This is a genomic window from Pseudomonas asgharzadehiana, assembly GCF_019139815.1.
Classification (GTDB): domain Bacteria; phylum Pseudomonadota; class Gammaproteobacteria; order Pseudomonadales; family Pseudomonadaceae; genus Aquipseudomonas; species Aquipseudomonas asgharzadehiana.
Genome location: NZ_CP077079.1, coordinates 509,582 through 533,836, shown reverse-complemented (window position 1 = coordinate 533,836; position 24,255 = coordinate 509,582). Strand labels below are relative to the sequence as shown.

Sequence of the window (24,255 nt, the reverse complement as noted above, 5' to 3'; positions counted from 1 at the left end):
GCTTGGATTCTGAAATAGGTGTGGCGCAGCTCAACCATGACCCGCGCAGTCAGCATGACGACCCCTTGCTGGACGGGTTGTTGACGCTCTGCTCCCTGCATTACAAGCCTGCCAGCCGGGCCATGCTGACCACCGGCCTGCCCCTGGCGGGCCAGCGCCTGAGCCCCGACCTGCTGCCCCGCGCAGCAGCCCGGGCGGGTTTGCAGGGCCGTTTGCTGCAGCGCAAGCTGGAGCAGATCCCGTTCATCGCATTGCCGGCGTTGCTGCTTTTCAAGGAAGGACGCAGCGCGGTGCTGTTGGCGTGGGAGGGTGACACCGCCCGCCTGTTGCTCAGCGAAAGCGACGGTGGCGAAGTCCAGGTTAGCCGCGAAGCGCTGAGTCAAGATTACAGCGGTCGGGTTTTCTTCGCCCAACCGCAACATAAATTTGACGTCACCAGCGGCACGCTGATCCCACGGGCTCGCTCGTGGTTCAAAGACACCCTCAAACGTTCGCGCTGGCTGTACGCCGACGCCATCGCCGCCAGCCTGGTGATCAACCTGATCGCCTTGGCCGCGCCCTTGTTTGTGATGAACGTGTATGACCGCGTAGTACCGAACCAGGCCACGGCCACCTTGTGGGTGCTGGCCATCGGTATTTGCGGCGCCTACCTGTTCGATCTGTTGCTCAAGAGTATGCGCAGCCTGTGCCTGGACCTGGCAGGCAAGAAAACCGACCTGATCATTTCCGCGACGCTGTTCGAGCGCATCGTGGGCATGTCGATGAAAATGCGCCCGGCACGCGTGGGCAGCTATGCCTCGAACATCCACGAGTTTCAGGGGATGCGCGACTTCCTCACCTCCCTGACCCTCGCCAGCCTGATCGATTTGCCGTTTACCCTGATCATCCTCGCGGTCATCGCGCTGCTCGGCGGCCACTTGGTGTGGATCCCCATCGTCGCCTTCCCGCTGGCGCTGGGTATCGGCCATTTCCTGCAAAAACCGCTGACCGCGACACTTGAGCGCACCATGGCCCTGAGTGCCGAACGCCAGTCGAGCCTGATCGAAACCCTCGCCGGGCTGGATGCGGTGAAGGTCAACAACGCCGAAAGCGAACGCCAATACCAGTGGGAACAAACCATTGGCACCCTCAGCCGGCTGGAATTGCGGGTGAAGGTTCTGTCTGGCCTGGCGATGAACATCACGCTGCTGATCCAGCAAGTGGCGGGCGTGGCGATGATCATCTTCGGCGTGTACCAGATCATCGATGGCGCCCTGAGCATGGGCGGCCTGGTGGCGTGCTACATGCTCAGCGGCCGCGCACTCGGCCCGCTGGCGCAACTGTCGGGCCTGCTGACGCGCTACCAGCAAGCCAAGGTGACGATGGTGTCGGTGGACCAGATGATGGAGCTGCCGCAGGAACGCAACTTCGACGAGCGCCCCCTCAGCCGTAAAACGCTGCAAGGCGCGATGACGTTCCGCGAGGTCGACTTTACCTACCCGAACCAACAGAACCTGGCGCTGCGCGGCATCAACCTGACGGTTCGCCCTGGCGAGAAGATCGGCATCATCGGCCGCAGCGGCTCGGGCAAAAGCTCGCTGGCCAAGCTGTTGGTGGGCCTGTATCAACCCGACTCCGGCTCGTTGCTGGTGGACGGCGTAGACATCCGCCAAATCGACGTCAGCGAATTGCGGCATAACATCGGCTACGTGGCCCAGGACATCCAATTGCTGGCCGGCACCTTGCGCGACAACCTCGTGTCCGGTGCACGCTATGTGGATGATGAAATGGTGCTGCAGGCCGCGGAGCTGGCCGGCGTGCATGAATTTGCCAGGCTGCATCCGCAAGGTTACGAACTGCAAGTGGGCGAGCGCGGGCAAAACCTTTCCGGCGGCCAGCGCCAGAACGTTGCCCTGGCCCGCGCGCTGCTGCTGAACCCACCGATTCTGCTGCTGGACGAACCCACCAGCGCCATGGACAACACCGGTGAAGAACGCCTGAAGCAACGCTTGCAGTCGGTTATCGAAAACAAGACGGTGATTCTCGTCACCCACCGTGCTTCGCTGCTGAGCCTGGTCGATCGCCTGCTGGTGATCGACCGTGGCCAGATCCTCGCAGACGGTCCAAAAGCGGCCGTCATGGAAGCGCTGAAAAAGGGGCAGATCAGTGTTGCTTAAGTCCGGTTCAGGCCGTTGGAAGGACGTGATCTTCCGCTATTTCAAGGGCAGCGATTCGCTCGATGACCAGCCATTGCCCGAGGTCGAAAAGGCCCTGATCGACGATGCTCCGCGCATCGTGCGCCTGACCATCTGGGGCGTGATCGGCTTCTTCGTGTTCCTGTTGCTGTGGGCACACTTTGCGATTATCGATGAAGTCACCAAGGGCGACGGCAAGGCGATCCCGTCGTCGCGCATCCAGAAGATCCAGAACCTGGAAGGCGGCATCGTCGCTCAGATCTACGTGCACGAAGGGCAGATCGTCGAAGCCGGCGCGCCACTGGTGCGCCTGGACGACACGCGCTTTGCCTCCAACGTCGGCGAAACCGAAGCCGACCGCGTGGCCATGGAACTGCGCGTGGAGCGCCTTAGCGCAGAGATCGAAAATCGCCCGCTGAACATCACCGAGGACGCGCGCAAAGCCGTGCCCAACCAGGCCTCGAACGAAGAATCGCTGTACCTGAGCCGCCGCCAGCAACTGGCGGACGAAATTGGCGGGCTGCAACAACAACTGCTGCAACGCCAGCAAGAGGCGCGTGAATTCAGCTCCAAGCAGGAGCAATACCGCAACAGCCTGAACCTGCTGCGCCAGGAAATCGGCATGTCCGAACCCTTGGTCAAACAAGGCGCGATCTCGCCGGTGGAAGTGCTGCGCCTCAAGCGCTCCGAAGTAGAAACCCGCGGCATGCTCGACGGCACCACCCTGGCCATCCCCCGCGCCCAGGCCGCCATCAACGAAGTGCAGCGCAAAATCGATGAAACCCGCGGCAAGTTTCGCAGCGAAGCCCTCGCCCAGTTGAACGAAGCCCGCACCAACCTGAGCAAGGCCCAAGCGACCTCCAAAGGCCTGGAAGACCGCGTCAGCCGCACCATGGTCACCTCCCCCGTGCGCGGCATCGTCAAACAGATGCTGGTCAACACCGTCGGCGGCGTGATCCAGCCCGGCAGCGACATGGCCGAAGTCGTCCCGCTGGACGACACCCTGCTGGTGGAAGCAAAAATCCGCCCGCAAGACATCGCCTTCCTGCACCCCGGCCAAGAAGCGATGATCAAATTCACCGCCTACGACTACACCATCTACGGCGGCCTCAAAGGCAAACTCGAAACCATCGGCGCCGACACCGTGATGGACGAAGAGAAGAAAAACACCTTCTACATCATCAAACTGCGCACCGACCGCAGCCACCTGGGCACCGACGAGAAGCCACTGCTGATCATCCCGGGCATGGTGGCGTCTGTGGACATCATCACCGGCAAGAAAAGCATCTTGAGCTACCTGCTCAAACCCATCATCAAATCGCGCGCAGAGGCCCTGCACGAGCGTTGATTTTTCGCGAGGGACGTAGGGAAATGCGGGGAGATTTGCGAAAACTTGGGTTTTCGCAAAAATAGTCAGTTTTCAGGGGTTTACAGAACCTTGGCAGTCGCTATAATCGTCGCCCTAACACGCCGGTATAGCTCAGTTGGTAGAGCAACTGACTTGTAATCAGTAGGTCCCGGGTTCGACTCCTGGTGCCGGCACCATTTAAAATCAAAGGCTTGCAGCGATGCAGGCCTTTGTTTTTTGCGTTACACGTAACAAGCCACGTAACAAGGCTGCCTATAGCGCAACTCGCGGCCCTCCCCAAGTCAACCATTTCAGGGAACGATGATGGTGTTGATAGTCGGTAGCCCCCCCCCTGCAGAAAATGACAACGGCGCTTTTGGAAATCAGCAACCAGGATCGGCCGGCAATGTCATGCCTACACCTCCGCCGCTTGTAGCGGACCAGCTACCTCGAGCTTTGATGATGGTTATTGCCGATAGCCCCGAGTTCTTTGGCGGCCCGCAGATAGCACCCGTGATGTCTGCGGTAATCAGCGATGCCAGTTTTGAAAAGGTTCAAGCGCGAACTTCTGTTGAAGCCATTCAATCAAGACTTGATAGCAAGAACGCCGAATTAAGTGATTTGAAGGAAAAACACGCAAGACTTGAGGAGCGGCTGGAGGCTGCCGGGATACTGGGAACGATGCAGAAAATCTGCACATTCGTCGGTACTGCCGCTGTGGGCTTCGCTATTGAATTCTACAAGTCAAACTATACGAACGTTTCGATTTTGCTCGGCCTGTTCGGCCTAGCTCTGCTTTCGACGAACCTGAAGCGAGGTAAGAAGTCATGAGCATGGGAATCATCGACGCCCTTCAAATAGCTGAGGTCCAACGCCACGGAATTCCCAATCAGGAGCGCATAGCAATCTATGTGCATAAATTCTGTGAAATTGGTGAGTACTGCATGATGCTGACCATGCCTACCGCCGACGGTAATGCGGCACCAGTTAAGGATCATATGTTGTGGTTCGGCCCAGGTTTCGTAAATCCGGGAGATTGGATTTTTGTGTACACAGCATCCGGTGTCACAACAATTCTGCCAGGCCAGGCAGCTGCAGGCTCAGTGATCCAACCTCGAATTATCAACTTGCACTGGGGCAAGGATCACACAATATTCCAAAACCGCGCGCTTAACCCTGTACTTGTAAGAATTGGTGCGGTGAGAGGCCTACCCCCGCCCATGCCGGTTTTTCAAGGTAACTCTGGTAACAAGCCGCATGGGCTTCCGTTTTATTGAGCATCTTCCTAGGGGATGACGGGGGCGCTTTTGACAGCTTCAGTGACATTGGCCTTAGAGCAGATACGTGTTTCACGGTGTGAAGGCCCATTGTTAAAGCCTTTGCGGTGTGTACGCGTATTACGAGGCCCCCTTATGCGAAGCGAAAAAAGAAATTTGGGTTGACCCCTTAAAAGCCTGTCAGATTTGTCAGATTTATATTCATCTACTCTATAACCCTTGTATTTCAGGCTTTTCAGCGTTTTGTGTCACTGTCAGAAAGCTGTCAGAGACCTGTCAAAACCTGACAAAACAGCAGTGTCAGATTTGTTGTTTTCAAGCTATTGATTTAAAAGGGTTTTTTATTTTTTAGGGAGAAACTGACACAAACATCCAACCCCGCTGTCAGAGCTGAACCCCAGTAAACACGGGGCCTGCAGGGCACTCCCTGACAGATATCCATGATCTGACAGGGATTTGGGGGTCAACCTAAATAAACATTAATGCGGACGCCTCGAAGCTATTGCCCAGAATGCTCAGCCGCGCACTGATCAAAGGAAGCAAGCATGCGTAAGCCAGCGTCCCAAGCAGCGGAACCCATCATCGAAATTAATAAGAACAGTTCGACCTGGGAGGTTCATTGGGATTACCAGGAAGCCCCCGAAAGCTCCGTACTGTTCAAACGGCAGGAATACCTGGGCGGCTACATTGACGGTTCCATGGATGCGTTGGGCATCCTCCCAGCCAACGTCCTCTGCGCCAGCAGCGTGACCGGCTCGGTTAAAAAGTTGACCGAAGAACAGGCAACAAAGCTGCGTGACGCGCTGGAACGCCTGCTGATCCCTGTTGTGCAGAATGAATTCACGCGCCTGCAGAGGCTGAATGAGCTGCCCCACCTTCGCTTGGCCGCCTCCGAATCGGTGTGAAACTCCTGTAATGGAGCGCATCGGCTGCAGCCCACAGTATTCGGGGCTCCAGAGCAAAAGGGCGTTTCGGCCATCGATCAACGAGGCGCCTTCAAAAGAGCCCATCCAAGAATGAAAACCCACAAATTACGGTGTTTTTCATTTTTTCGCCCAATGAAGCCGGGGGCTTGGCTGTCCGCTGCTGAAGCACTCCCATAGCACTGCCGTGCAGCCGCACTGCATTTCTCTTCAAAACTTTGCAATCTGTGAAATTGCCGATCGCCTACAGAGCCCCACGGCGCGCTTGGGCTGCAGCTTCGTGTGCACTACTCCCGACTTTGCACAAAAAAAGGACACAAACCCCGTCGGCGGGAGGGGGATAAGTGATTTTTTCTGCCGTTTTTTTTGCCCCCCTGCATTTTTCTGATTGGCTGCTATTGAGAACGCAGCAAAACGACCTGACATCTTCTTCCTGTGAAAATCGTGTGTATCGGTGTGTACAAGGCAGAATGCTTTGTGTAAGCTTACACACAACGACAGCAACCATTAAGGAGGGCTGATGCAGAGTCGCGAAGTGATCAAGAGGCTGATAGATGATGGATGGGTCAAGGTAAAGGGTGGTGATGGTAGCCACCAGCAGTTCAAACACCCAACCAAGAAGGGTCGCGTTACGGTTCCACATCCCCAAAAGGATGTTCCACTGGGGACCCTTCGAAGCATCTGGAAGCAAGCCGGTCTATGACCGGCTTTACCCTCAGAGAACTTCCTTAGGTTGCTGTTATAGGTGTAATTCACCGAAAGACTTCGGAGGATATAAGTAGATGAAATACGTAGTTGTTTTGCATAAAGATGAAGGCTCCGATTACGGAGTAACCGTGCCTGATGTTCCAGGTTGCTTCTCTGCAGGCGAAACTATTGATGAAGCACTACGGAACGTTGTTGATGCGCTGTCGATGCAGTTTGAAGGTTTAGTGGAAGACGGTGAACCGATGCCAGAAGCACAAAGCATCGAGCACCATAGGAAAGATCCAGACTATGCCGATGGCATCTGGGCTTTCGTAGAGTTTGATACAACCCCGTACTATGGAAAAGCAGTGAGATTTAATGCATCTCTACCTGAAGGGCTACTAAAAAAAATCGATGATCGAGTAAAGGAGGGTAATTCTTACGCTTCACGATCTGGATTTCTAGCAACAGCAGCGCTGCATGAACTTGCTAAATACTTGGAAGAAGATGTCAAATCTAGAAGAGTTGCTAGCTGATCAGGATGATCGGACATAACAAACGCATTAGGGAAGTGTGAGTGTATATATAGGGCGCCTTCCGGCGCCCTAAGCATTTTATAGTGTCACTGATTTCAATGATGTGGATAGGGCTTTAGCGGCCACAGCATCTGCAGAGAAAGCAGCAGCTGCCGTTGGCGGCGTATTCAGCCCTGGATGAACATGGCTTGCGATCTGCGTGGCCATCTGCTCGATCAGATCCAGCGTGGTGCACAGCACTTGGAAGATGTTCACCGACTCCGATCCAATATGGTTCATCGGCGAGACTAGGCGCTGACTGACCGCTGCCACGCTCTTGCGTAAACCCTGAATCTTTTCCTCCATGTCGCCGCCGATTGTGGCGTTGTGCTTCTGTCCTACCACCAGGTTCAGATCTCGCCCGGTCGCTTGGTGTAAATCATCCACCGCCGCCAGGCTCGCAGATCCACCAGACAACAACTTGAGCGCGCCCAGCGCCTCGATCTTCTTGATACCACCCACAGACTCTGTTGAATGGTCGTCCACCGTCCTGGTGTGGCTCTGGAAGCTCTCGGTGTTCTGCATCGCCTCCACTTCGCGCTCGATCGCCTTGTCCTGGATCTTGCCGTCCGTTTGACGCAGCCAGTTACCATCGGCGTCGACGCGCTGCTGGCAGGCTTCGCTGTGCTGCCACACCTGGTCGCCCTTCGGCACCCTGGGCAGGCTCAGGCCATGCGGCAGGATCTGCGTGATAAAGGGCTTATGCGGCAGGCCGTAGGCAAAGCTGACCACCACGGTGGTGCCCTCTTCCGGAAAACCAAACATACCCGCCTCTTGCCCGCCCATCGGCGCCGGCAGCGGCAGGCCGGTCAGGATCGGCAGCGCGGGATCTGGCTCACCGTCAGGCAGCAGCACTTCAACGTCGACGCCAAAGCGCGGCCGGAAGTCGTCGCACAGACCAGGTGCGGCCGGTGCATCGGGCACGGCCACCACGCGGCCAAAGCGTGGCAGGTGGTAGCCGCCGGTGAGTTCGGGAAATTGCCGCTCTACGCTGCGACGGATTGCGTCGTCCATTTGATCGCCATTTGGTTGCCGGCAAGGGTCACGCTGGTGATCCTCTCGCCCTGGTTGATGGTTGCACCTGGTCGTAGTCCCGGAAGGGCCGCGATCATTGCGCTCTGATTGCCCTGATAGCCGTCGAACAGTTCGACCGGCAGCTGCAGCGGCGGTCGGATCCCGAAGAAACTGTCGGCCCAACTGCCCACGAACACTTCGCCGTCGCCCTGCTGTTGCCAGATAAAGTCGGGGATGCTGAATACGCTGGCCAGGCTATCCATAGCTAGGTAGCCAGCAGCCAGGCTGTAGAAAAACGGGGCTTTGACCTTGGCATAGGCCTTGTCCGGCACGCGAAAGCGCAGGCCGGTCTTGTCGCTGACCTCGGCCAGCACGCCCTCCAGGTCGACGTGGCGTAGGTTCAACGGCATAGGCTGCGACAGGATCGCCGCCAGTTCGCGACAGACCAGGATCTGCTGCACGCTGTTGACCGGGGTCGAGTGCTCAACAAAGCCAATGAAGTGGCGCTGCAGCGGGCTGTCGTTGTAGCCGACATCGAGCGTCACCAGGCCTTTGACCGGCGCGCCGGCCTGGATGGTGAAAGTCGCCCGGCCGGGGCTTTTGATCTCCAGCCGGACTTCGTCCTTGATCAGCGGATAAGGCGTGCCGCCAATCGTCAGTACCTTATGCAGCTTCATGGGGTGGGGCCCAGCCAGTCGTCAACCTTTTTCAGGGTCCGTTCAAAGCCGCTCAGTTCCCCAGGCGCGCCGGTGCCGTTACCACCAGCCGCGCCGTCGACCGCCGAGCCCGGGCCGGATTGCGACGTGACGCCGTTGCCGGCGCGGCGGTTCTCCACCCGCTCAGGATTGGACAGTTTCTCTGACAGGGTGAACTGCACCAGCCAGGCGTTCAGCGAGTCGTCTTCCCGGGCGCTCACGCCATCAGAGAACTGCACTTCACGAATGCCGAACGCGGCGGCGGTGTCGTTGACGATGCGGTACATCTTGAGCTGGCCACCGCCGGACGTGGCCTCGGCCAAGCGCATGAGGTTGCGCAGCTGCACCTGGTCAACAAACGGAATCATCAGGGCGACCGTCAGGGTTTTGGGCTTAAAGCCTTTGTGCGCGGTCTGGCTGTTGCTGGTCTGCCCCGACAGATCGTCGCTCTCGATACGCAGATTGGCCGTTATTTTCAGACGTTTGCCCAGGATCTGTTGGCCGTCGAGTAATAGCGTCATAGGCCAACCAGCTCCCGAACAAAGCTCAAACCATCCAGCGAACCCACCAGAAGCACGCCGGCGCATAGCACCCATTCGTGACCTGGTGCATCGCCCTGCAGCAAGGCGCGGCGTAACTCGTTGTTGTCGCCTGGGCCAAGGATCCGCGCACGCATGCTGTGATCGGCGTTGCCACCGGCCAGCAGCGCTTTCAAATCGTTCAGCTGTTTGTCGCGGTCCCGCTGCTGGACAGCTTTACGGCGAGCCAGTGCGGCCAAGTCGCCCATGGGCGAGCTGTCGGCCGCGTAGCTCTCCAGGACGGCGATCTGGCCGGCCATGGATTGCTTGGCCGCTTTGACCAGCGTGCAGCGCTCCAGAGGCAGCGCAGACCAACGCGGTAAAGGCCCAGCGCTGGGAATCTCCCACTTTTCAGTCTCCAGCCGCGACAAGTTGCGTGCTCGGCGTTCGGCGCGTACCAGGTCAGGGATTGGCAGCAGCGCATTGAAACGAGCCAGGGTTTCGGCGAATTGATCCAGGCGCGTGCCCAGGAACATCAGCGACAGCGCGTATTGAGGTCCACCCGGCCGGCCGCTGTCGCTGGCATCGACCAGTTTGGCGGCCAGCTGCTGCAGCAAGTTCGGTGCAGACAGGAACCGCTGGTGGCCTCGACCCTGCCCTATCCCGCTTTGAAACGGCGTCACGGCCAGGCACGCCGGCGCTTCGCCCATCTGTCCGGCCAATGCTGCGCGGCCGGCCTCGATCGCGCCCTGGGCCGCATCGCCTACAGGCCCCGGGTTAGTGCTTGTCATGCCGTCCAAACCCGCCAGGCGTTTCGCAGTGTTGGCCAGCTCGCCGCTGGCCAGGTCCTGGGCTGCTGACAGTTGCCCCATCCACTGCGTGGACTGCTCTGGCCAGCGCATGGTCACTGGCGCCCAGGACGTCACTGCGCGTCCTCCCAGGAAACCAACTGCAGGCTGGCCAGATCGCTATCCGCCAGCGCCCGGTCGAGTGCTTGCTTGAGTCCGTTTGCCTTCTGCAGCAGCTGCTGCTTGAAACTGCTGAAATCGCTGCCTACATGGCGCAATTGCTCCGCCGTGTGCGAACGGAACAGCTTGGTACCCAATTGATCACGGCAGGCATAGAGGCTGTCCATGCCGGTCTGAATCACACCGGTGAGGTTCAACTGATCGTCTAACTGACTGGCGTATTGGAACGGCTCACCCAGGGCTGACGACCAAAAACCACCCGTGATTGCCGCTTCGCACGCCAAATTGACCTGGGCTGTTTTCTCCAAGTGCATCGCCGTCAAACGTTCAGTTTCCGTGGGCGGCGCTAATTCGCGAGCAACAGGCTTCATCAGCTCGCGATCGAACGTAATTTCGAATCCCTGGGACTGGTGCATCATCAGCGCCGTATGCTCAGCATCACTGAGCGGAACGCAGTCAGCGGGACGGTTCTTATGGAGTCCCGCTATCAGAAAAGTGTGAAGCGAAGGACTGTAAAAATAGCTGTTCATGTACCGTGTCCTCAGTTGCCGATCGCAATGTAGTGATAGTTGGCTGCTGTGGTCGCGTTACCGGTAAAGCCCGTTCTGGTTAGCGAACCCGGGGTAATGTTCATCACCTCGACCGAACTGGTGGAGTTTTCACCAGTGCTGAAATTGAGAACGAAAGCGGCGGTCGGGAAAGCAATCGGGAACAGGTAGTTCGTCCCGTTGACACTGATGAATGCGTTCCCCCACTGAATGACTAAGCCACCCAACCAACTTGGGAAGGCAATGTAGCCATTGACGGCCAAGCTGATGGCAAAGCCCCAGCGCAACTTCTTCGGGGTGATATAGGCCGTATCGTCAGCGCCCTCATTGGTTTGGGTCTGAGTCGCAACTTTTGCACCACCGGCGACAGCTTCAGTGGCTTGAATTGCTGCGACCGTCAGCGTGACATCGGCAGAGCCATCAAGCGTGACGTTGCCCGTCATAGCGCCGCCCAGTGTGATCTTGCGGGCGATTGCCCACTTAGCAGACTTTCCGACTACGGTAGCGCCTGACACGATGTTGGCGATGCCCGTCCAGATCAGCGCGGTCGCGGCCTTCACTGCTTTGGTCGTGGCCAGGATCACACTGCTGTTGGAGTCCTGGTCATCACTGATGGCGTTCGGGACGTTCCCCAAGCCCACGTCGTCTTTGGTGGTCGCACGGGCGCGCAAGCTCGCGTAGTCGCCTGTTCTCAGGGCGAAGTCCATCACCAGCGCGCCACTTGTTTCGACCGTAAAGCGACGATCAATCAGGGTATTGGCGTCCTGAAACTCGGCCGTGAGAACGGAGTAGTGAGTGATGCCATTGCCGTCTACATAATCCGGTCGGCTGGGAAACATATGGGCCGTCTTCAGCGTCACAGCCACATCGCTCAGCTGTCGTTGCAAGCTGACATCGAGCCAGAGGTACATGGGGAAACTGGTGGGAGCCGGAACCGGCATTGGTGCCGTAAGTTCTACGCGTAGCCCCTCAACGTAGGCAACGCCAGGCTTGAGTTGATAGCTATTCCCCACCTTCTCCAATTGCAGGCCGGTGTTCAAACACGCACGGCGCCCGTACAGGTCCCGATTGGCTTTACGGGCGCGCTCATCAATGCCGGCCAGACGTACGGTGAAATCGTGCTGCCAGGTCTTGGCGTCGATCGTGATCCCGGTCAACGACTGCGCACCGTCGAACACCACCAGGAAGTTGCGTGTCAGGTTATTGCCGATCTGCTGGGGCGGGATATTGCGGCGCTTTTGCTGTACGGGCACATACGCCACCGCAAACAGCACACCGTCGATGGTCTCCAGTCCGATCCAGTTGAAGTCCCAGTCACCAACGTCAGAGCCGATCTGCGCGCTGTACACCACCTGATTGGGGTTTACGTAGCCGGCATGCTCGGCCGGGATCTGGTGCGTGTAGACGATTTGCCCCGCGACAGGCTTGGGCGCGGCGCGGTCCACGGGTGCGGCGGGATTCAACCCGGGCACGTTGGCAAAAATGAATCGACTGACTTTCAGACCCGCGTTGGCGGCTTGTTTTTGCGCGATCAGGCTTTCACCTGCAAGGGTAATAACGGCTCCCATGAGGGCTCCTAAAGGCTGGCGACCAGCGTTTGCTGATCGTCGTGAAAGTGGACCAGGGCGATTTGCATCGGTACCGGTGTAATGGTGGAAAAGTCATAACGCCGGCAGGTGCGGCCGTATTGCTGGATCAGCACGCGCAGCAGCTCGGGGTTCTGCGATAGCTGGGAGTCAGAGAAACGCAGCAGCACCACGTCCCAGTCGCGACCGGCCTGGCGCTCCTCGATCTCGACGTAGCCGACGCCCAGGCGCTCCAGGATGCGTTTCATACCGGCGGTGCTGCCAGCGTCCACGGCGTTGATGAAGGCGAACTTGACCCGCAGGCGATACAAGCCCTCGGGTTCGCCCTTGAAGCGGGTGATATCGCGCTGCCAGGCCAGCAGGTCCAGCACGGTGATATGGCAGGTGTCCGCGTCCATCTGCAGCAGCGGCCAACGCAACCAGCCCTCGACGCGCTCCCACCAGGACTGGGCGGCCGCTTTGAGCTTGGTCAGCTCGGTGCCATCGAGCCAGAACGGCAGATCGATCTTAATCATGCAGCACCACCTCCAGGGTCTGGATACGGGGAATGTTCAGCTCGCTGATGATGTCGGCCGTGGCAAAGCGCAATGACTCGATGCCGGCGAACTGCTGGTGGAGTTCTTCGCCCAGGCGGCTGAATGAAAACCGCGACTGGGGGTAGGTCAGCGTCGGCTGGAAGTCCGTAGCGGTGCTTTCACGGAACGCGGCACGCACGAACAGCGCCGCGTTGTCCTTGAGCGTTTCGCGCTGTTCGGTGGTCAGCGTCGAACGCGGCCAGATCTCCAACTTCACGGCGTGCTGGGTTTCAGGAATGACCATCACCAGCAAATCGTCGCCGTGGCCATGGTTGCCCTGGTCGCGAATATGCGCGTTGATTTGCGCCAGGTACGTCGCCGCCGGCACGTCCGCTTCGAACAGCACGTAGGCATTGGCACTGCCCGGACCACGTGGCGCGCCGTGTTCAAAGTACACGCCATCAGGGCGCACGCCTGGGAAGGCCGAGATCATGGCGCGGTACACCGCGTCGGTGTGCCACTGATTGACCGCCGAAAACTGGTTTCGGGTGCGCAAACGCAGTTCGTCGTTGGGCTCAGGATCTGCACCTGGTGTGGTCAACCAACCGTCGCTGTTCACCACCTGGGCAATGCCCGGTACCGGAACTGGCAGGATCGCGTAGTAACCCGGGGCCAGGTTGAAACCGGCGCCGGTGTCGACCGCCTCGACCGGGATCTGCAACTGCATCAGGCCATCGGCGAAGATACCCACGGCCGTGGTCACCACCTGGTAGATATGGCCGTTGATTGATGCGGACTGCACCAGTGTTCCGGCGGGTACTTCAAGAGCACCGCCGGGGGCTTCACGGGTGAACAGCAAAAAGCCCTTGGCTTTGGTCGCGCCCTTGCGTTCGACGTTGACCGCCCAAGCCAGCATATCGAGCCAGGCACCTGCAGCAGTTTTGACGAAAAAGTTCGGCAGCACCGTGGCCACGAAAAAGTCCAGGATCCACAGCACCGGCTTGGTCACCAGGGCGCGCACCACGCGCCAGAACGGCGAATACGCGCTGGTGTTGCTCAGCTTGCTGCCCTGGGCCGCTACTTCCTTTTCCCACGCCTGCAGGAGCCCTGCCTCGGTCGTGGGAATGCCGGCGTCGGCCAGCGCCTGCTTGAAATCTACGTCACTCACAAAGCCACCTCGATATTGCCGAATTTCAGGGTTGTCGCCGTGACCAGGTACTGGCCTGGCTGCAGCTGGGTGATAAGTGCGGTGCCCGGTACCAGGCGTTCGTCGGCCTCCACCAGCAGTTCCAGTTGCTGGATACAGTCGCGTTGCTTGAGCCGATCGCGCTCGGCCACCAGGGTGACCAGCAAGCCGCTGTCGCGGATCATGTGGGCGATGTCCTGGGCGATGCTGGCCCGGTCATCAATCAGCAACGGCTGACGCGACGGGTCCAGCACCAGGTCATTGCCGGCAATCAGCAGATCGATGTACTCGCTCATCCGCCCACCGACATGGCCATCATGTTTTCCAGCTCCAGCGGGGTCATGGGCTTGGCGGTGTGGATGTTCATGTTTTCCACGTGCGTGCCCTTGTTCTGGCTACTGTTGTTGTTCTGGATGCTGGTCAGCAGCCCGCCCTGGGGCACCGCGTTGGGCCGCGCCGGCGACAGGCTTGGAATGGCCGCATTGATGGTCTGCTGGGCGCGCTGCGCCGCTGCCGCGTGGTCCATGGTGTTGACGCCGATATCCGTACCGGGCACCTCGGGCATGGCACCAAAGCGGGTTTCAATGTCGACGCCGGGGATCTTGTTGAGCATCTCGATCAGGCCGTTGATCGCCGTATGGAAGATCGCGACGATGCCGTCCCAGGCGGCCTTAGCCATCCCGGACCAGCCGCCCATTGAGGCGAACCACTCCGACAGCGCGGTCAGTTGGTCGCTGACCCACTTGAACGCCTCGCTGTTCATCAGCGCGGCCGTCCATTCGTCCCAGTAAACGACGGCCGCGATCACCGCCGCGACCAGTGCCAGGACGCCGATCACAATCCAGGCGACCGGATTGGCCAGCAGCGCCGCGTTGACCAACCAGATCGCGCCCTGCCACATCAGCATTACGCCGCGAACCACGCCGAGGGCGGCCGTCAGGCCGTACACCACAGTGATATAGGTCAGCATGATCAGCTTCTGCAGCACGAACACGGCAGCGGTGCGCAACCCCATCAGCTGCACCACTTTCCAGACGGTGACCATGGCCAGCCAGACCATGCGACCGGCGCCGACGGCGAAGGTCAGCAGGGACATGGCCGCAATCAGCGCCAAGATCGTCAGCGTGACAATGCCTATCACCCGGGTGATGTTGGGGAACATCTGCGTCCAGCGGGTCATGGTGCCGGCGATACCGGATAGCTTGGCCATCAGCGGCGTCAGGATCGGGATCAGCGCCTGACCGAAGGCAATGCGCAGTGCCTCGACTGCAGCGGCAAACTGTTGCCACGGGTCGACCATGGCCATGGCCATGTTCTGCGCATCTTCCAGGCCGCGAACCTTGCCCAGCTTGTCCATGCCGTTGCGCAGGCGGTCGGTGTCCTTGGCCAGGGAGCTGATCACCTGGGCGCCCTCTCCGCCAAACGCCTCCATCAGCTTGGCGCTGGCCGACGCGCTGGTTAGGTCGCCCAGCTTGCCCTGCAGCTTGTCCATGATCTGCAGCATGGGCAGCGCTTTGCCGTTGGAGTCGGTGAACTTCACGCCCATTTTCTCGGACGCGGCGCCCAGGTTTTCGAAGAACGCCTTGTAGCGCCCGCCGGCGTCGCCGCCTTCCATGGTGCTGCTCAGCGAGCCAATTACCGCGAACTGCTCGGCGATATCGACGCCGGCGGCCGTGGCGATCGAGCCCACTTCCTTGAAAGCGTCCTTGAGCTGGGCGCCGTCGGTGCGGAACAGCTGCACCGCCAGGGCGGTCTGCCCGCCGAGCTTTTCAACCCATTCGCCCTTGCCCATGGCGTCGGCCTGGCCCTTGAACAGGTTGTACATGGTGCCCACGTAGGCGCCCATGGTCTCGGCGTCGGATTTGGTGGCCTTGGCCAACAGGTTGCTGGTGTTGGTGAAGGTGGCCAGCTGGCTGCCCGTCAGGCCCTTGATCGCGCCTTCGATGCTGTAGGCCGACGCGACAAAATCCCGGGCGTTCTCGCCATAGTTCACCGAGAAATCCAGGGCCTTCTGATTCAAAGCCGTCAGCGCATCTTCGGCCACACCCAGGGATTTAACCTCGCCCAGGGCGCGGTTCATCTCCAGCGCGGGCTGCAGTGATTCGTTGATGCCGACAAAAGCGCCCGTCACACCGGCCAAACCCATGCCCATGGTCTTGATGTTCTTTTCGCTTTGCTCGGTCAGCTCGGAAAAGCCCATCTTCACCTTGCCCAGGGGCGCGGTGACCTTGTCGGTCAGGGCCAGGATGAAGTCCAGGCGGGCGCTACGATCGGCCATGTGGTTCCTATCCTTTCAACGCATGGGCTATGCCGTTTGCCACGGCGAAACCCATGCGTTTCCAATATTCATCATCCAGCCACTTGGCCGTGCCCATGTTTTCGATACTGGGCTCGGCACCAGGTAGCCAACGGTTGGTCAGGGCCAGCAACTGGCCCAGGCCGTCTTCGGTCAGGCGGTCAGCGTGCTCAAGGGCTTTTTTACGATGATCTCGACGTCAGGCGCGTACTCCTCAAGGAGCGCGCCGGCGATTTGCATGGTCATCACCGGGTTGGCCAACACTTCGCGCAGGCCGGTTTTTTCGGCGGGCAGTACGGTGCTGCTCAGCAGGTTGAAGGACGGCGCCACCTTGTTGTTGGCAGTCATGGCGTTGAAGTACTTGGTCACGTCCTGGGGCGTCAGGGTGAAGGTGAATTCCTTGTCGCCGACTTCCAGGGTGATTTCGCGGGATTGGGTCTGGCTCATTTTTTCGTGTCCGTTTAGTGGTTGGTTTAGGGGTTTTCGTGTCAGCGCAGGCACACCTGGTGTACGTAGTCCTGCAGGCCCAGGATCATTTGCTTACTGAGGGCGAGTTGATCTCTGAGGGTGAAATAATCCGGTCGAGCGTCTGCTGCGAGTTCGGCGGGCTTTGCATCAACCACGCCGCCGGCGCTGGCTTTTTCGGTGCCGGCGGCGCTGCAGATGGCGTTGATGCGCAGCCGCTGACGGCCATCGTCAACAGCCCAGCGCAGCTCAAGGTTTGAAGCGCGTTCATGGTCCAGCTCCAGGGTTCGTTTAAGATCGATCGCGTCACGGTCGGCCAGCATCTCGCCGCTGATGCGGGCGGCTTCGCGTAGGCCCGTGACTTCGAACAGGGCGTTGTCACGCTCCTGGCGAGCGCTGTCGCGTTGCCCCTCCAGGATGTCGAAGCCGATAAATGCGGCCACGCACAACAGCAGCGGAAACAGGATCTCGCGCAGCATCACAAGCCCTCCGCGCACATGACCGCTTCGGCACGCCGACGAGCGTGCAGACCTGGTACAAAGCGCTTGCGGCCCTGGGCGTCGGTGACTGACGACCACACCGGGGTCTTGCCATCGGGGCCCCAGGCCAGTGCCTTGCAGCCTTCGGGGATCTGGCCGGCATTGATCAAGCCCACGGCGCGACTGGCGCAGGTGCTGGCCGTACCAAAGTTGTGGCCATGGCTGCTCAGCGCGTCGAAGGTCTTCTGTCCGATCGCCGGATTGGTCAGGCAGTCAGCCAGGGCCAGTTGGCCTTTCTCGACCACCAGCTGCTCCACCTCGGCGCAGCGCGCCGGCGACCAGTAGTCACCGACGACCAGCGGATACGGGCTGGTGTAACGGGTGATGCCCTTGCACACGGTCGGCAGGCCACGGGCCAAGCGATCCGCATAGACGACGTTCTCACCCTCGCCTTCCCACTTGCCCAGAAAGGCGAGCAAAGGCGCACTGGCCAGCACCAGGACACCGGTGGCGATCTTGATACGCAGGTTCACGACTTGCCCTTCCAGTCATGCAGCATCTGGCGATACTTGGGAACCAGCAGAAGGATCTGCAGCACCATGTAGAGCGCGGTCAGCATGTAAGCGACCGCCGACCAATCGACGGTTCCCGTTACACCTGTAGCGGCCACACCGATTGCGGGCGACGCCTTGGCCAAAGCAATGGCAGTGTCCTGGGCGACCTGATCCGCGCTCATCGCAGAACCCCTTTCTCAAAAATGGTTTGGCACGGGACGCAACGGGTAATGCCTTCCAACGCTCGGCGCGCTGCAGGTATTTCGTAGTCGCAGTCCATGCAGTCGATCAGGCTGGGTCCCGAAGGGCGTGGTCGGGCGAGCTGGGCCTGAATCGACCGCTCGCGCTCCAACTCCTCGATCTTCTTTGCGTCGTCGAGCCAATCGCCCATCAGCGCAGCCCCTCGATCTCGGCCGCAGCCAGGTACGGCACGCCGTTGACGCGGATGAAGTCCGGGCTGGTGACGTCAAACGGCACCTTGTGCTTGGACTTCTCGCCGCCCTTCGGGTCGACGCTCAGCAGGCTGGAAACCTTCAACTTGCAGCCAAAGGCCTCGATACGCAGCTCTTCATCGCCGGCCTTGGCAAAGAACACCGAGTCGAAGGGCTCCAACTGGCGAAAGCTGCCGGCAGTGCGGGCGGCCTCGATCAGCAGGTTGAAGTTGCTGGTGTCGAATTCGAATTCACCGCTGCACGACACATCGCCGTCGACGTGCCCGTTGGGCACGCCCCGGGATTGCGCCACGGCAGTGTTGTCGGTGATATCCAGGGTGCAGCTTTCGACATGGATCTGCATGTCGCCCAGGTTGATGTCGAAGTTTTTACCGCCAATACGGGACATACGGGATTACTCCGAATCGTCGTTGGAAAGGTCCAGGGCGATGTTCGCCGTGAGGTCTTTCGGGCAATTGAGGGGCTTGATCTTGATGTACACCTCAACCTTGGTTTTGGTGTGCCACACCAGCTGGATGTCGCCGTCTTTCGGGGACTCGATCTCGCCCGGGAACACCTGGCCGGCGAAGGTCGTGGACTTGGCCATCACGCGCAGCGGCTTCATGAAGGCGCTGATTGCGGCCGCCATGCTGTTGGGCGTGTTGTTCAAACGCCGATCGGCAACGCGCAGGATCAAGAGCGGGCGCACCTGGCGAGCAGCCTTGTCGGCCAAACGCAGGTACTCGACCACTTGGAAGTCGCTCGCCGGCGCATCGAGCATGTTGCCGTCGCCCCAGAACACGCCCGGGTAGTCGGGGTAGGTCTGCGAGACCGAGAAACGGGCTTTATCAAGCTCCGCGCGGATGGCCGATGGCAGCGGCACGCCGTCTTTGTCCTTGGGCACGCTGCCCAAGCCCAAAACGGCGCCGCTGGCCACACGCATGGGGCTGTCAGCGATGCTGACCGCAGCATTGGCCAGACGCCCAGCCAACACGCCCAGGTCATTGCCGTGCAGTTGCGGCACGACCAGAACACGCGGCGCAGCCAGGTCCTTGGTGATCGCCTTTTGCTGGGCCAGGTAGTCGGACCAAGTCTGTTCGGCAGCGATGCCGGCGGTGCTGGCCATCACGAACACACGACGGCCGTAGGTGTTGCTGATGGCGATCGCGGCGTCATGCATGGCTGATAATTCAACTGAAGCCTCCACCGGTTTGGTGATCACCACCGCCTCGACGGAAAAGCCCTGTTGCTGCGCCGCTTCCAGGGCGATAGTCCAGTTGCCATCTGCAGCGATCGGAGCCGCCAGGCACGCCCAGCGGTCGCCGCCATTGGCCTTGGCCGCCGCGATCTGGGTTTTCAGATCGCTGACAGGAAGGCCCAGCAGCGCATCCAGGTCGCTGTCGGTGTTGAGGGCGATCAGGCTGCCGACGCTCTTCGCGCCGGCGCCGATGAACAGGAAATAGCGCTCGATCTCGGTCACGGCACCCTGGCCGAGGTTGAGATTGTTAACGCTGACTTTGCCAAGTGCCATGCAGTGCCTCGTTATTTGGGGGAGTTGAGGATTTGTGCCAGCACCTGGTTAACCAGCAGGCTGGTGTCCCGATCGGTACTGACGCCGAGGAACTGGCGCTTTGGCAGGGTTATTTCCCAACTTTGCGCACCGGTGCCTTCGGCTTTTTCGTCGGACAGGATGCGTATCAGCAGGCCCGCCTTGGCGTAGTTCACGTGTTCCTGGATCCAGGCCACGGACGGCCGAGTTAGGCTCTTCTTGCCCTTCTGGCGCACTTTGAAACCGAGTCGACGCAAGCGCTTGGCCTGCTTATCCGTCGCGGCCAGGCCCTCGGGCACCTTGTTCCACCGGCGCATCTGCGCGGCTGTACGGCGCTCGCTCGCGCCGTGGTGTTGCTGCGCGGCGACCCAGCCGGTAAGGCCGTTACGCCATCCCAGCGTTGCGGAATCCGCGCTCACGCTGGTGACCTGGAGCAACTTGCCCAAGCCGGCTTCCATCTTCTTTTTGCCCTTGCCGTCGCCCTTGCGGGCCTCAAAGGCTGAACCGTCCAGATTGCGCTGCTCGCGGATCCGCTTGCGGCTCATGGTGCGCACGCGCTTGGTCACGTTGTTGAGCAACCGCCGGCGCAACTGCGGGGGCAGGCTCAACAGGGCCAGTTGTTCGCGAACGCCCAGGTGGCCCCGTACGTCCAGCTCGAAAGTGCTACGCGCCACCGCCGCGGACCTCGCCATGCTCAGCGGTCCATAGGTCGAACTCGACCAGGCCCCACGTTTTGCCGAAGGCCTCGACCTTGCCGTTGGGGTCTTCGGCCAGGTGCTGCGCCTCGACGAATTCCAGGGTCAGTTCCAGATCCGCTTCGTCCGAGGTGATCTGGTCGACGGCGAACGTCGGCGCCGGCAGATCGTCGTCCCGATCGGGATCGTTGGATTCCAGCCAGCCGCCGAGAAGCGCCATCAATAACGCCGGGTTACCGGCGAATCGCTCGATCACGACTACGGCGCGATAACGCATATCGCCCATGTGCAGACCCTGGGTGGTGTCTTTCCAGATCAGGTCCAGGTTGACCTGCTCGGCCCAGCTGTCGATCTGCTCGGGCAGCACCAGGTCGAGGCCAATCAGGTAGGTGGTAAGGGCACGCAGCTTGTTCATAGCAGCGCCGCCGTGATGCGGCCACGGCCCTGCAGCGAGCGCACGGCCTGTTGGCTGAATGCCAGGAAGGTTTCCGGGCGATCGGGCAGTTCCTTGCCCAGGTTTTCAGCGCTTTCGCGGCGAATGATCGTCGCGAACTGGGTCAGCAAACTGGCCTTGGCGCGGCAATACACGGCGCGCTTGTACGTCGCCGCTTGAAAGGTGCGCTCCGGCAGAATCCTGGTGTCTGCAGACTCAACGTTTGACACGCCAAGCCCCTGCCATCGCGCTTTTAACTTGGCCAGGTCGTTGTTGACCTCGGTCATTGCCGTGGTCAACTCAGCCGTCAGCAGTTCCACCAGGTATTCCGCCGGCAGGCGATAGCCCCGCTGGAACTCGGACACGGAGAAGTCAGGCCAAAAGCCGTCGTTCTCGATCGTCAATTCCACCAGCGTGTTGGGTTTACCTGAAAAGCTCATGCTGACCGCTCAAATAGGGCGGGGAGCCTGTTTTCAGTGGGACGGTCCATAAATGGGCGGCTCACTTCCACAGGTCCCCGCTGGGGGGGTAGTCGGTTATTCGGTGGCCGGGTTAGCGGCCGCTTGTTTTGCTAGGGCCCTGCGGACCTTTTCGATGCGGGTGTCGTTGCCGGCCTGTGCGTACAGCTCCGTTGAGCGCTCCAGGTGCTTGAGTGCGGTTTCCCACTGCTTGGCCTCCATGGCGCGTATGCCGATCAACTTGTGGTACTTGCTCGGGATCTGCTCCGTCAGTTGCCACTCACCGTCAACCAGCGGCAGCAGGTCAGAGAGGTAAGGCTCCGGGCTGCGATTGGCTTTGTATTCGGCGTAGGCCCACTCGCACACGGCGTCAGCGACAAAGGTCTGGATGTCGCGGCGCTTGAAGCGCTCCGGCATCTGCTGGCCCTGCTCGATCAGGACGTCGGCCAGCTCCAGGGCGTCTTCGAACTGGGCGGTGTCGAATAGCCAGACCAGCACCTGCACAGCAACGCGGTTTGGGAAGTTCAGCCCCGACTCGCAGTAGCGCTGTACGTATTCCTGGTACTTGGGCAGCAGCTCTTCGCGCTTGAGGGCCTGGCGTCCGGCCAAGCCGTTAATCGCACTGATGCGCGCCAGGTCCTGGTCCAAAGCGGCTTCCTGCAGCAGCAGATGTTTGCGCGCATTGGCGGGGCTGCTCAGCGCATCGCCCGGGGTGTAGGCCATGCCTGCAGTGGCGGCAATCGCCGCTACTGCAGTGCTGCCCAAGGCCAGGATGCGGCGCTTATGCGCCAGGGCCAGGCTCACGCCAGCAGCTCCACGTTTTCGGTCAGTGCGATCTTTTCCAACTGCTCGATCACATAACCTTCGTTGCGGCTGTTGTAGTCCTCGACGCGGGAGCGCTTCGGGTTCTCGACCGTCTGTTTGCGCCAGCTGGTGTCCTGGTAGTAGATCGACAGGTTGTCCCAACTGGTGACCAGCACCGCGTTAACCGGGAAGTTCGGCACGCTGAACGCCGGCAGACCGCCGTAGGTCGCAATGACCTGGGCGTTTTCGATGCGCTCTTTTTCGGTCGGCGTATCGCCCTGTTTGGTGTACAGCTTGGCCTTGTCAGAGGCGAGCAAGTCGGTGCCGATGATCGCAACCAGATCGCCGTCCTCGCGCAGGATCTCGTCCACCATCTGCTTGGTGTCATGCACCAGAGCGTCCAGGTTGGCGTAGTCACCACCGGTGCCCAACGTAACTTTGCCAGCGGCGGCGCCCTCTTTCAGCACCTGCTGCGGGGCCTGTTCGCGCAGTTGCTGCAGCCAGCCCTTGTTCACGTCTTGCAACTTGGGATTCGCCGCCAGGTCGGTCTGAGGTGCGGCGCGGGTGCCATGGAAGCCGATAACGATCCGGTCCTGGGCAATGCGCTTTTGCACTGCAGCGGAATAACGCTCTTTGAAGTCCGGAAACTTCGCCCAGGCGTCGATCTTGGCGTACGGCAGGCCCACGTCCGATTGGGTATCAGCCAGCTCATAGGTGCTGTTGTCCAACGCCGACGCGTCTTTGGCTTCACGATCGGTGGTCTTGGTGTTGGTGCGGCCGGTGACCGGGCCATTCACGCCGATGAAGACTTTCTCACCCTTGATCTCGCTGACCGGGGTGACGTTGATACGCTCCAGGAAGTCGGCTTTCGCGGTGATAGCGTCGTTTAGCTCCTGAGCAATCGTCGGGTCCACACTGAACATGCGGGTGGAATTTTCGATGCCGTACGCTTCGGCGATCGCTTCCTGCAGCTCGGCATACTGCTTGGCGCCACGGGCGCTTAACGGCTGGGCCATGTCAGAGCACCTTTTTCTTGGTGGTGGCTACAGGGCCAGGGTTGCGCGGCAACTGGCGACCGGCGGAGGTGTTCTGCAGCGCGGAGAATTTCGCCTGCAAATCCGTCAATGCTGCGAGGACAGCCTTGTTCGACGCGCCGCCTTTACGTCGGAATTCGCGCTCTTGCTCGGCGGTGGCCACGATGTCATCCACGGCTGTGCTGACGTCATCGATCAGGTCTTGATCGGGCTCAGGTGCATCGGCGGCGGCAGGCTCAATGACAGCTTGAAGGCCGGCAGCGACAACCAGCAGCTGCGCCACCAGGGCTGTCAAAGCCGTTGCTGTAGCTTCATCCATTGGGGGTTTGCTCTCTGTGTTGGGTGGAGTGGTTTCGGTGGGCAGCGCGTCAGCGGCGAAACGCTTGAAGAAGCTCGTCAGGGCGTTGATCAGTCCGGTTTCGGCGGAGGGTTGGCTGTCGTCCTGCAGGCGACCGAGTTCGACCGAGGCGGCGTAATAGGAGGTGCGGGTGTTCTGATGCGAGAAATACAGTTCCTGGGTGCCGACGCTGGCCGGTTGGTCAGTGACGCCCATGCCTGTCAGGTAGGCTTTACCTTTGCCACGGAAGTCCGGGGTGATCTCAATGCTGGTGAACAGCTTCTGGCCCTGGTCATTCAGGTACAGCAGTCGGTCGTTGGGCTTCAATTGCGCTTCCAACGCCACTTCGCCGGGCTCCAGGTCTTCGGCTTCTTCCACCAGACGCACCGCATAGACGGTGCCGTGGGAGCCTGGCCAGCGTTCGTGGTCGCACCAGATCACCGCCGTGTAGAACGACGGCTTGTAGGTCTCAGCGATATCGCGCAGTTCCTGGGGAAGGATCACGCGCCCATCAACGGTGGCTCCGCTGGTGGCGACACGTTTCCAGAACGATACAAGGGAACGGGGCATGGATTTGACTGCGCTCAATCACTGAATGAGCCGCCAAGATAGGGAGCCGTCAGCCCTCAAACAAACGGTTCAAATGCGCGTTTCTCCTATATTTGAAATATAGGCGGATCACGGAATTTAATCCCGCGTTTCCAGC

The 24,255-nt window shown here is 60.0% G+C and carries 31 protein-coding genes and 1 tRNA gene; 8 read left to right on the top strand and 24 right to left on the bottom strand.

Annotated elements, in window-relative coordinates:
• Positions 1-2 precede the first annotated feature (2 nt).
• The 8 genes from KSS96_RS02455 to KSS96_RS02420 all read left to right on the top strand — a co-directional run bounded on the left by KSS96_RS02455 (position 3) and on the right by KSS96_RS02420 (position 6,945).
• Positions 3-2,156 (top strand): type I secretion system permease/ATPase, encoded by a 2,154-nt coding sequence (locus KSS96_RS02455; protein ID WP_217855694.1) that lies wholly within the window; start codon positions 3-5, stop codon positions 2,154-2,156.
• The gene (locus tag KSS96_RS02450) at positions 2,146-3,522 is read left to right on the top strand and encodes an HlyD family type I secretion periplasmic adaptor subunit (protein ID WP_026067116.1); all 1,377 of its coding nucleotides are present in this window, start codon (positions 2,146-2,148) and stop codon (positions 3,520-3,522) included. The genes KSS96_RS02455 and KSS96_RS02450 overlap by 11 nt, the downstream gene beginning before the upstream one ends.
• A gap of 121 nt (positions 3,523-3,643) precedes the next feature.
• Positions 3,644-3,719, top strand: a tRNA-Thr gene (locus KSS96_RS02445).
• A 127-nt stretch (positions 3,720-3,846) separates the two neighbouring features.
• On the top strand, positions 3,847-4,353 hold the full coding sequence (locus KSS96_RS02440) for a hypothetical protein (protein ID WP_217855692.1): 507 nt from the start codon (positions 3,847-3,849) through the stop codon (positions 4,351-4,353).
• Between the two features lie 2 nt (positions 4,354-4,355).
• Positions 4,356-4,799 carry a hypothetical protein gene (locus KSS96_RS02435; protein ID WP_225913308.1) on the top strand — a complete coding sequence of 148 codons (444 nt, stop codon included), beginning with the start codon at positions 4,356-4,358 and terminating at the stop codon, positions 4,797-4,799.
• Between the two features lie 545 nt (positions 4,800-5,344).
• Positions 5,345-5,704, top strand: coding sequence for a hypothetical protein (locus KSS96_RS02430; protein ID WP_217855688.1), 360 nt, complete (start codon positions 5,345-5,347; stop codon positions 5,702-5,704).
• A gap of 538 nt (positions 5,705-6,242) precedes the next feature.
• Entirely contained in the window at positions 6,243-6,425 is a 183-nt protein-coding gene (locus KSS96_RS02425; RefSeq protein WP_217855686.1) for a type II toxin-antitoxin system HicA family toxin, read from the top strand.
• A 79-nt stretch (positions 6,426-6,504) separates the two neighbouring features.
• Positions 6,505-6,945 carry a type II toxin-antitoxin system HicB family antitoxin gene (locus KSS96_RS02420; protein WP_217855684.1) on the top strand — a complete coding sequence of 147 codons (441 nt, stop codon included), beginning with the start codon at positions 6,505-6,507 and terminating at the stop codon, positions 6,943-6,945.
• A 78-nt stretch (positions 6,946-7,023) separates the two neighbouring features.
• On the opposite strand, the gene KSS96_RS02415 is transcribed toward KSS96_RS02420, so the two are convergent.
• From KSS96_RS02415 to KSS96_RS02305, 24 genes are all read right to left on the bottom strand, one after another.
• Entirely contained in the window at positions 7,024-7,998 is a 975-nt protein-coding gene (locus KSS96_RS02415) for a hypothetical protein (RefSeq protein WP_217855682.1), read from the bottom strand.
• Positions 7,971-8,675, bottom strand: a complete 705-nt coding sequence (locus KSS96_RS02410) for a hypothetical protein (RefSeq protein WP_217855680.1) — start codon at positions 8,673-8,675, stop codon at positions 7,971-7,973. The genes KSS96_RS02415 and KSS96_RS02410 overlap by 28 nt, the downstream gene beginning before the upstream one ends.
• Complete coding sequence (locus KSS96_RS02405; protein ID WP_217855679.1) at positions 8,672-9,214, bottom strand: baseplate complex protein; 543 nt, start codon at positions 9,212-9,214, stop codon at positions 8,672-8,674. The genes KSS96_RS02410 and KSS96_RS02405 overlap by 4 nt, the downstream gene beginning before the upstream one ends.
• Positions 9,211-10,113, bottom strand: a complete 903-nt coding sequence (locus KSS96_RS02400) for a hypothetical protein (RefSeq protein WP_217856441.1) — start codon at positions 10,111-10,113, stop codon at positions 9,211-9,213. The genes KSS96_RS02405 and KSS96_RS02400 overlap by 4 nt, the downstream gene beginning before the upstream one ends.
• A gap of 20 nt (positions 10,114-10,133) precedes the next feature.
• Positions 10,134-10,709 (bottom strand): DUF4376 domain-containing protein, encoded by a 576-nt coding sequence (locus KSS96_RS02395; protein WP_217855678.1) that lies wholly within the window; start codon positions 10,707-10,709, stop codon positions 10,134-10,136.
• Positions 10,710-10,720: 11 nt separating this feature from the next.
• Positions 10,721-12,295: a phage tail protein gene (locus tag KSS96_RS02390; protein ID WP_217855677.1), complete on the bottom strand. Its 1,575-nt coding sequence runs from the start codon at positions 12,293-12,295 to the stop codon at positions 10,721-10,723.
• 8 nt (positions 12,296-12,303) lie between these two features.
• On the bottom strand, positions 12,304-12,828 hold the full coding sequence (locus tag KSS96_RS02385) for a phage tail protein (RefSeq protein ID WP_217855675.1): 525 nt from the start codon (positions 12,826-12,828) through the stop codon (positions 12,304-12,306).
• Positions 12,821-13,996 carry a baseplate J/gp47 family protein gene (locus KSS96_RS02380; protein WP_217855674.1) on the bottom strand — a complete coding sequence of 392 codons (1,176 nt, stop codon included), beginning with the start codon at positions 13,994-13,996 and terminating at the stop codon, positions 12,821-12,823. Before KSS96_RS02380 ends, KSS96_RS02385 begins: the two co-directional genes overlap by 8 nt.
• Positions 13,993-14,310: a DUF2590 family protein gene (locus KSS96_RS02375; RefSeq protein ID WP_068932250.1), complete on the bottom strand. Its 318-nt coding sequence runs from the start codon at positions 14,308-14,310 to the stop codon at positions 13,993-13,995. Before KSS96_RS02375 ends, KSS96_RS02380 begins: the two co-directional genes overlap by 4 nt.
• The gene (locus tag KSS96_RS02370) at positions 14,307-16,292 is read right to left on the bottom strand and encodes a phage tail tape measure protein (RefSeq protein ID WP_217855672.1); all 1,986 of its coding nucleotides are present in this window, start codon (positions 16,290-16,292) and stop codon (positions 14,307-14,309) included. Before KSS96_RS02370 ends, KSS96_RS02375 begins: the two co-directional genes overlap by 4 nt.
• A 7-nt stretch (positions 16,293-16,299) precedes the next feature.
• Positions 16,300-16,443, bottom strand: coding sequence for a DUF6890 family protein (locus tag KSS96_RS28195; RefSeq protein WP_439653345.1), 144 nt, complete (start codon positions 16,441-16,443; stop codon positions 16,300-16,302).
• Positions 16,444-16,463: 20 nt separating this feature from the next.
• Positions 16,464-16,757 carry a putative phage tail assembly chaperone gene (locus KSS96_RS02365; protein ID WP_217855670.1) on the bottom strand — a complete coding sequence of 98 codons (294 nt, stop codon included), beginning with the start codon at positions 16,755-16,757 and terminating at the stop codon, positions 16,464-16,466.
• A 41-nt stretch (positions 16,758-16,798) separates the two neighbouring features.
• Positions 16,799-17,254, bottom strand: a complete 456-nt coding sequence (locus KSS96_RS28085) for a lysis system i-spanin subunit Rz (protein WP_217855668.1) — start codon at positions 17,252-17,254, stop codon at positions 16,799-16,801.
• On the bottom strand, positions 17,254-17,787 hold the full coding sequence (locus tag KSS96_RS02355; protein WP_217855667.1) for a lysozyme: 534 nt from the start codon (positions 17,785-17,787) through the stop codon (positions 17,254-17,256). Before KSS96_RS02355 ends, KSS96_RS28085 begins: the two co-directional genes overlap by 1 nt.
• Positions 17,784-17,990, bottom strand: coding sequence for a hypothetical protein (locus tag KSS96_RS02350; protein ID WP_217855665.1), 207 nt, complete (start codon positions 17,988-17,990; stop codon positions 17,784-17,786). The genes KSS96_RS02355 and KSS96_RS02350 overlap by 4 nt, the downstream gene beginning before the upstream one ends.
• Positions 17,987-18,199: a TraR/DksA C4-type zinc finger protein gene (locus KSS96_RS02345; protein WP_217855663.1), complete on the bottom strand. Its 213-nt coding sequence runs from the start codon at positions 18,197-18,199 to the stop codon at positions 17,987-17,989. The genes KSS96_RS02350 and KSS96_RS02345 overlap by 4 nt, the downstream gene beginning before the upstream one ends.
• Positions 18,199-18,648 carry a phage protein gene (locus KSS96_RS02340; protein ID WP_217855661.1) on the bottom strand — a complete coding sequence of 150 codons (450 nt, stop codon included), beginning with the start codon at positions 18,646-18,648 and terminating at the stop codon, positions 18,199-18,201. Before KSS96_RS02340 ends, KSS96_RS02345 begins: the two co-directional genes overlap by 1 nt.
• Positions 18,649-18,654: 6 nt before the next feature.
• Complete coding sequence (locus KSS96_RS02335; protein ID WP_217855659.1) at positions 18,655-19,770, bottom strand: DUF2586 domain-containing protein; 1,116 nt, start codon at positions 19,768-19,770, stop codon at positions 18,655-18,657.
• Between the two features lie 11 nt (positions 19,771-19,781).
• Positions 19,782-20,480 (bottom strand): phage virion morphogenesis protein, encoded by a 699-nt coding sequence (locus tag KSS96_RS02330; RefSeq protein WP_439653344.1) that lies wholly within the window; start codon positions 20,478-20,480, stop codon positions 19,782-19,784.
• Positions 20,452-20,898 (bottom strand): phage tail protein, encoded by a 447-nt coding sequence (locus KSS96_RS02325; protein ID WP_217855657.1) that lies wholly within the window; start codon positions 20,896-20,898, stop codon positions 20,452-20,454. Before KSS96_RS02325 ends, KSS96_RS02330 begins: the two co-directional genes overlap by 29 nt.
• Entirely contained in the window at positions 20,895-21,356 is a 462-nt protein-coding gene (locus KSS96_RS02320) for a head completion/stabilization protein (protein ID WP_217855655.1), read from the bottom strand. The genes KSS96_RS02325 and KSS96_RS02320 overlap by 4 nt, the downstream gene beginning before the upstream one ends.
• Before the next feature lie 96 nt (positions 21,357-21,452).
• Complete coding sequence (gene gpM / locus KSS96_RS02315) at positions 21,453-22,178, bottom strand: phage terminase small subunit (protein WP_217855653.1); 726 nt, start codon at positions 22,176-22,178, stop codon at positions 21,453-21,455.
• Positions 22,175-23,194 carry a phage major capsid protein, P2 family gene (locus KSS96_RS02310; RefSeq protein ID WP_217855651.1) on the bottom strand — a complete coding sequence of 340 codons (1,020 nt, stop codon included), beginning with the start codon at positions 23,192-23,194 and terminating at the stop codon, positions 22,175-22,177. Before KSS96_RS02310 ends, gpM begins: the two co-directional genes overlap by 4 nt.
• A 1-nt stretch (position 23,195) precedes the next feature.
• The gene (locus KSS96_RS02305) at positions 23,196-24,119 is read right to left on the bottom strand and encodes a GPO family capsid scaffolding protein (protein WP_217855649.1); all 924 of its coding nucleotides are present in this window, start codon (positions 24,117-24,119) and stop codon (positions 23,196-23,198) included.
• Positions 24,120-24,255: the final 136 nt, after the last annotated feature.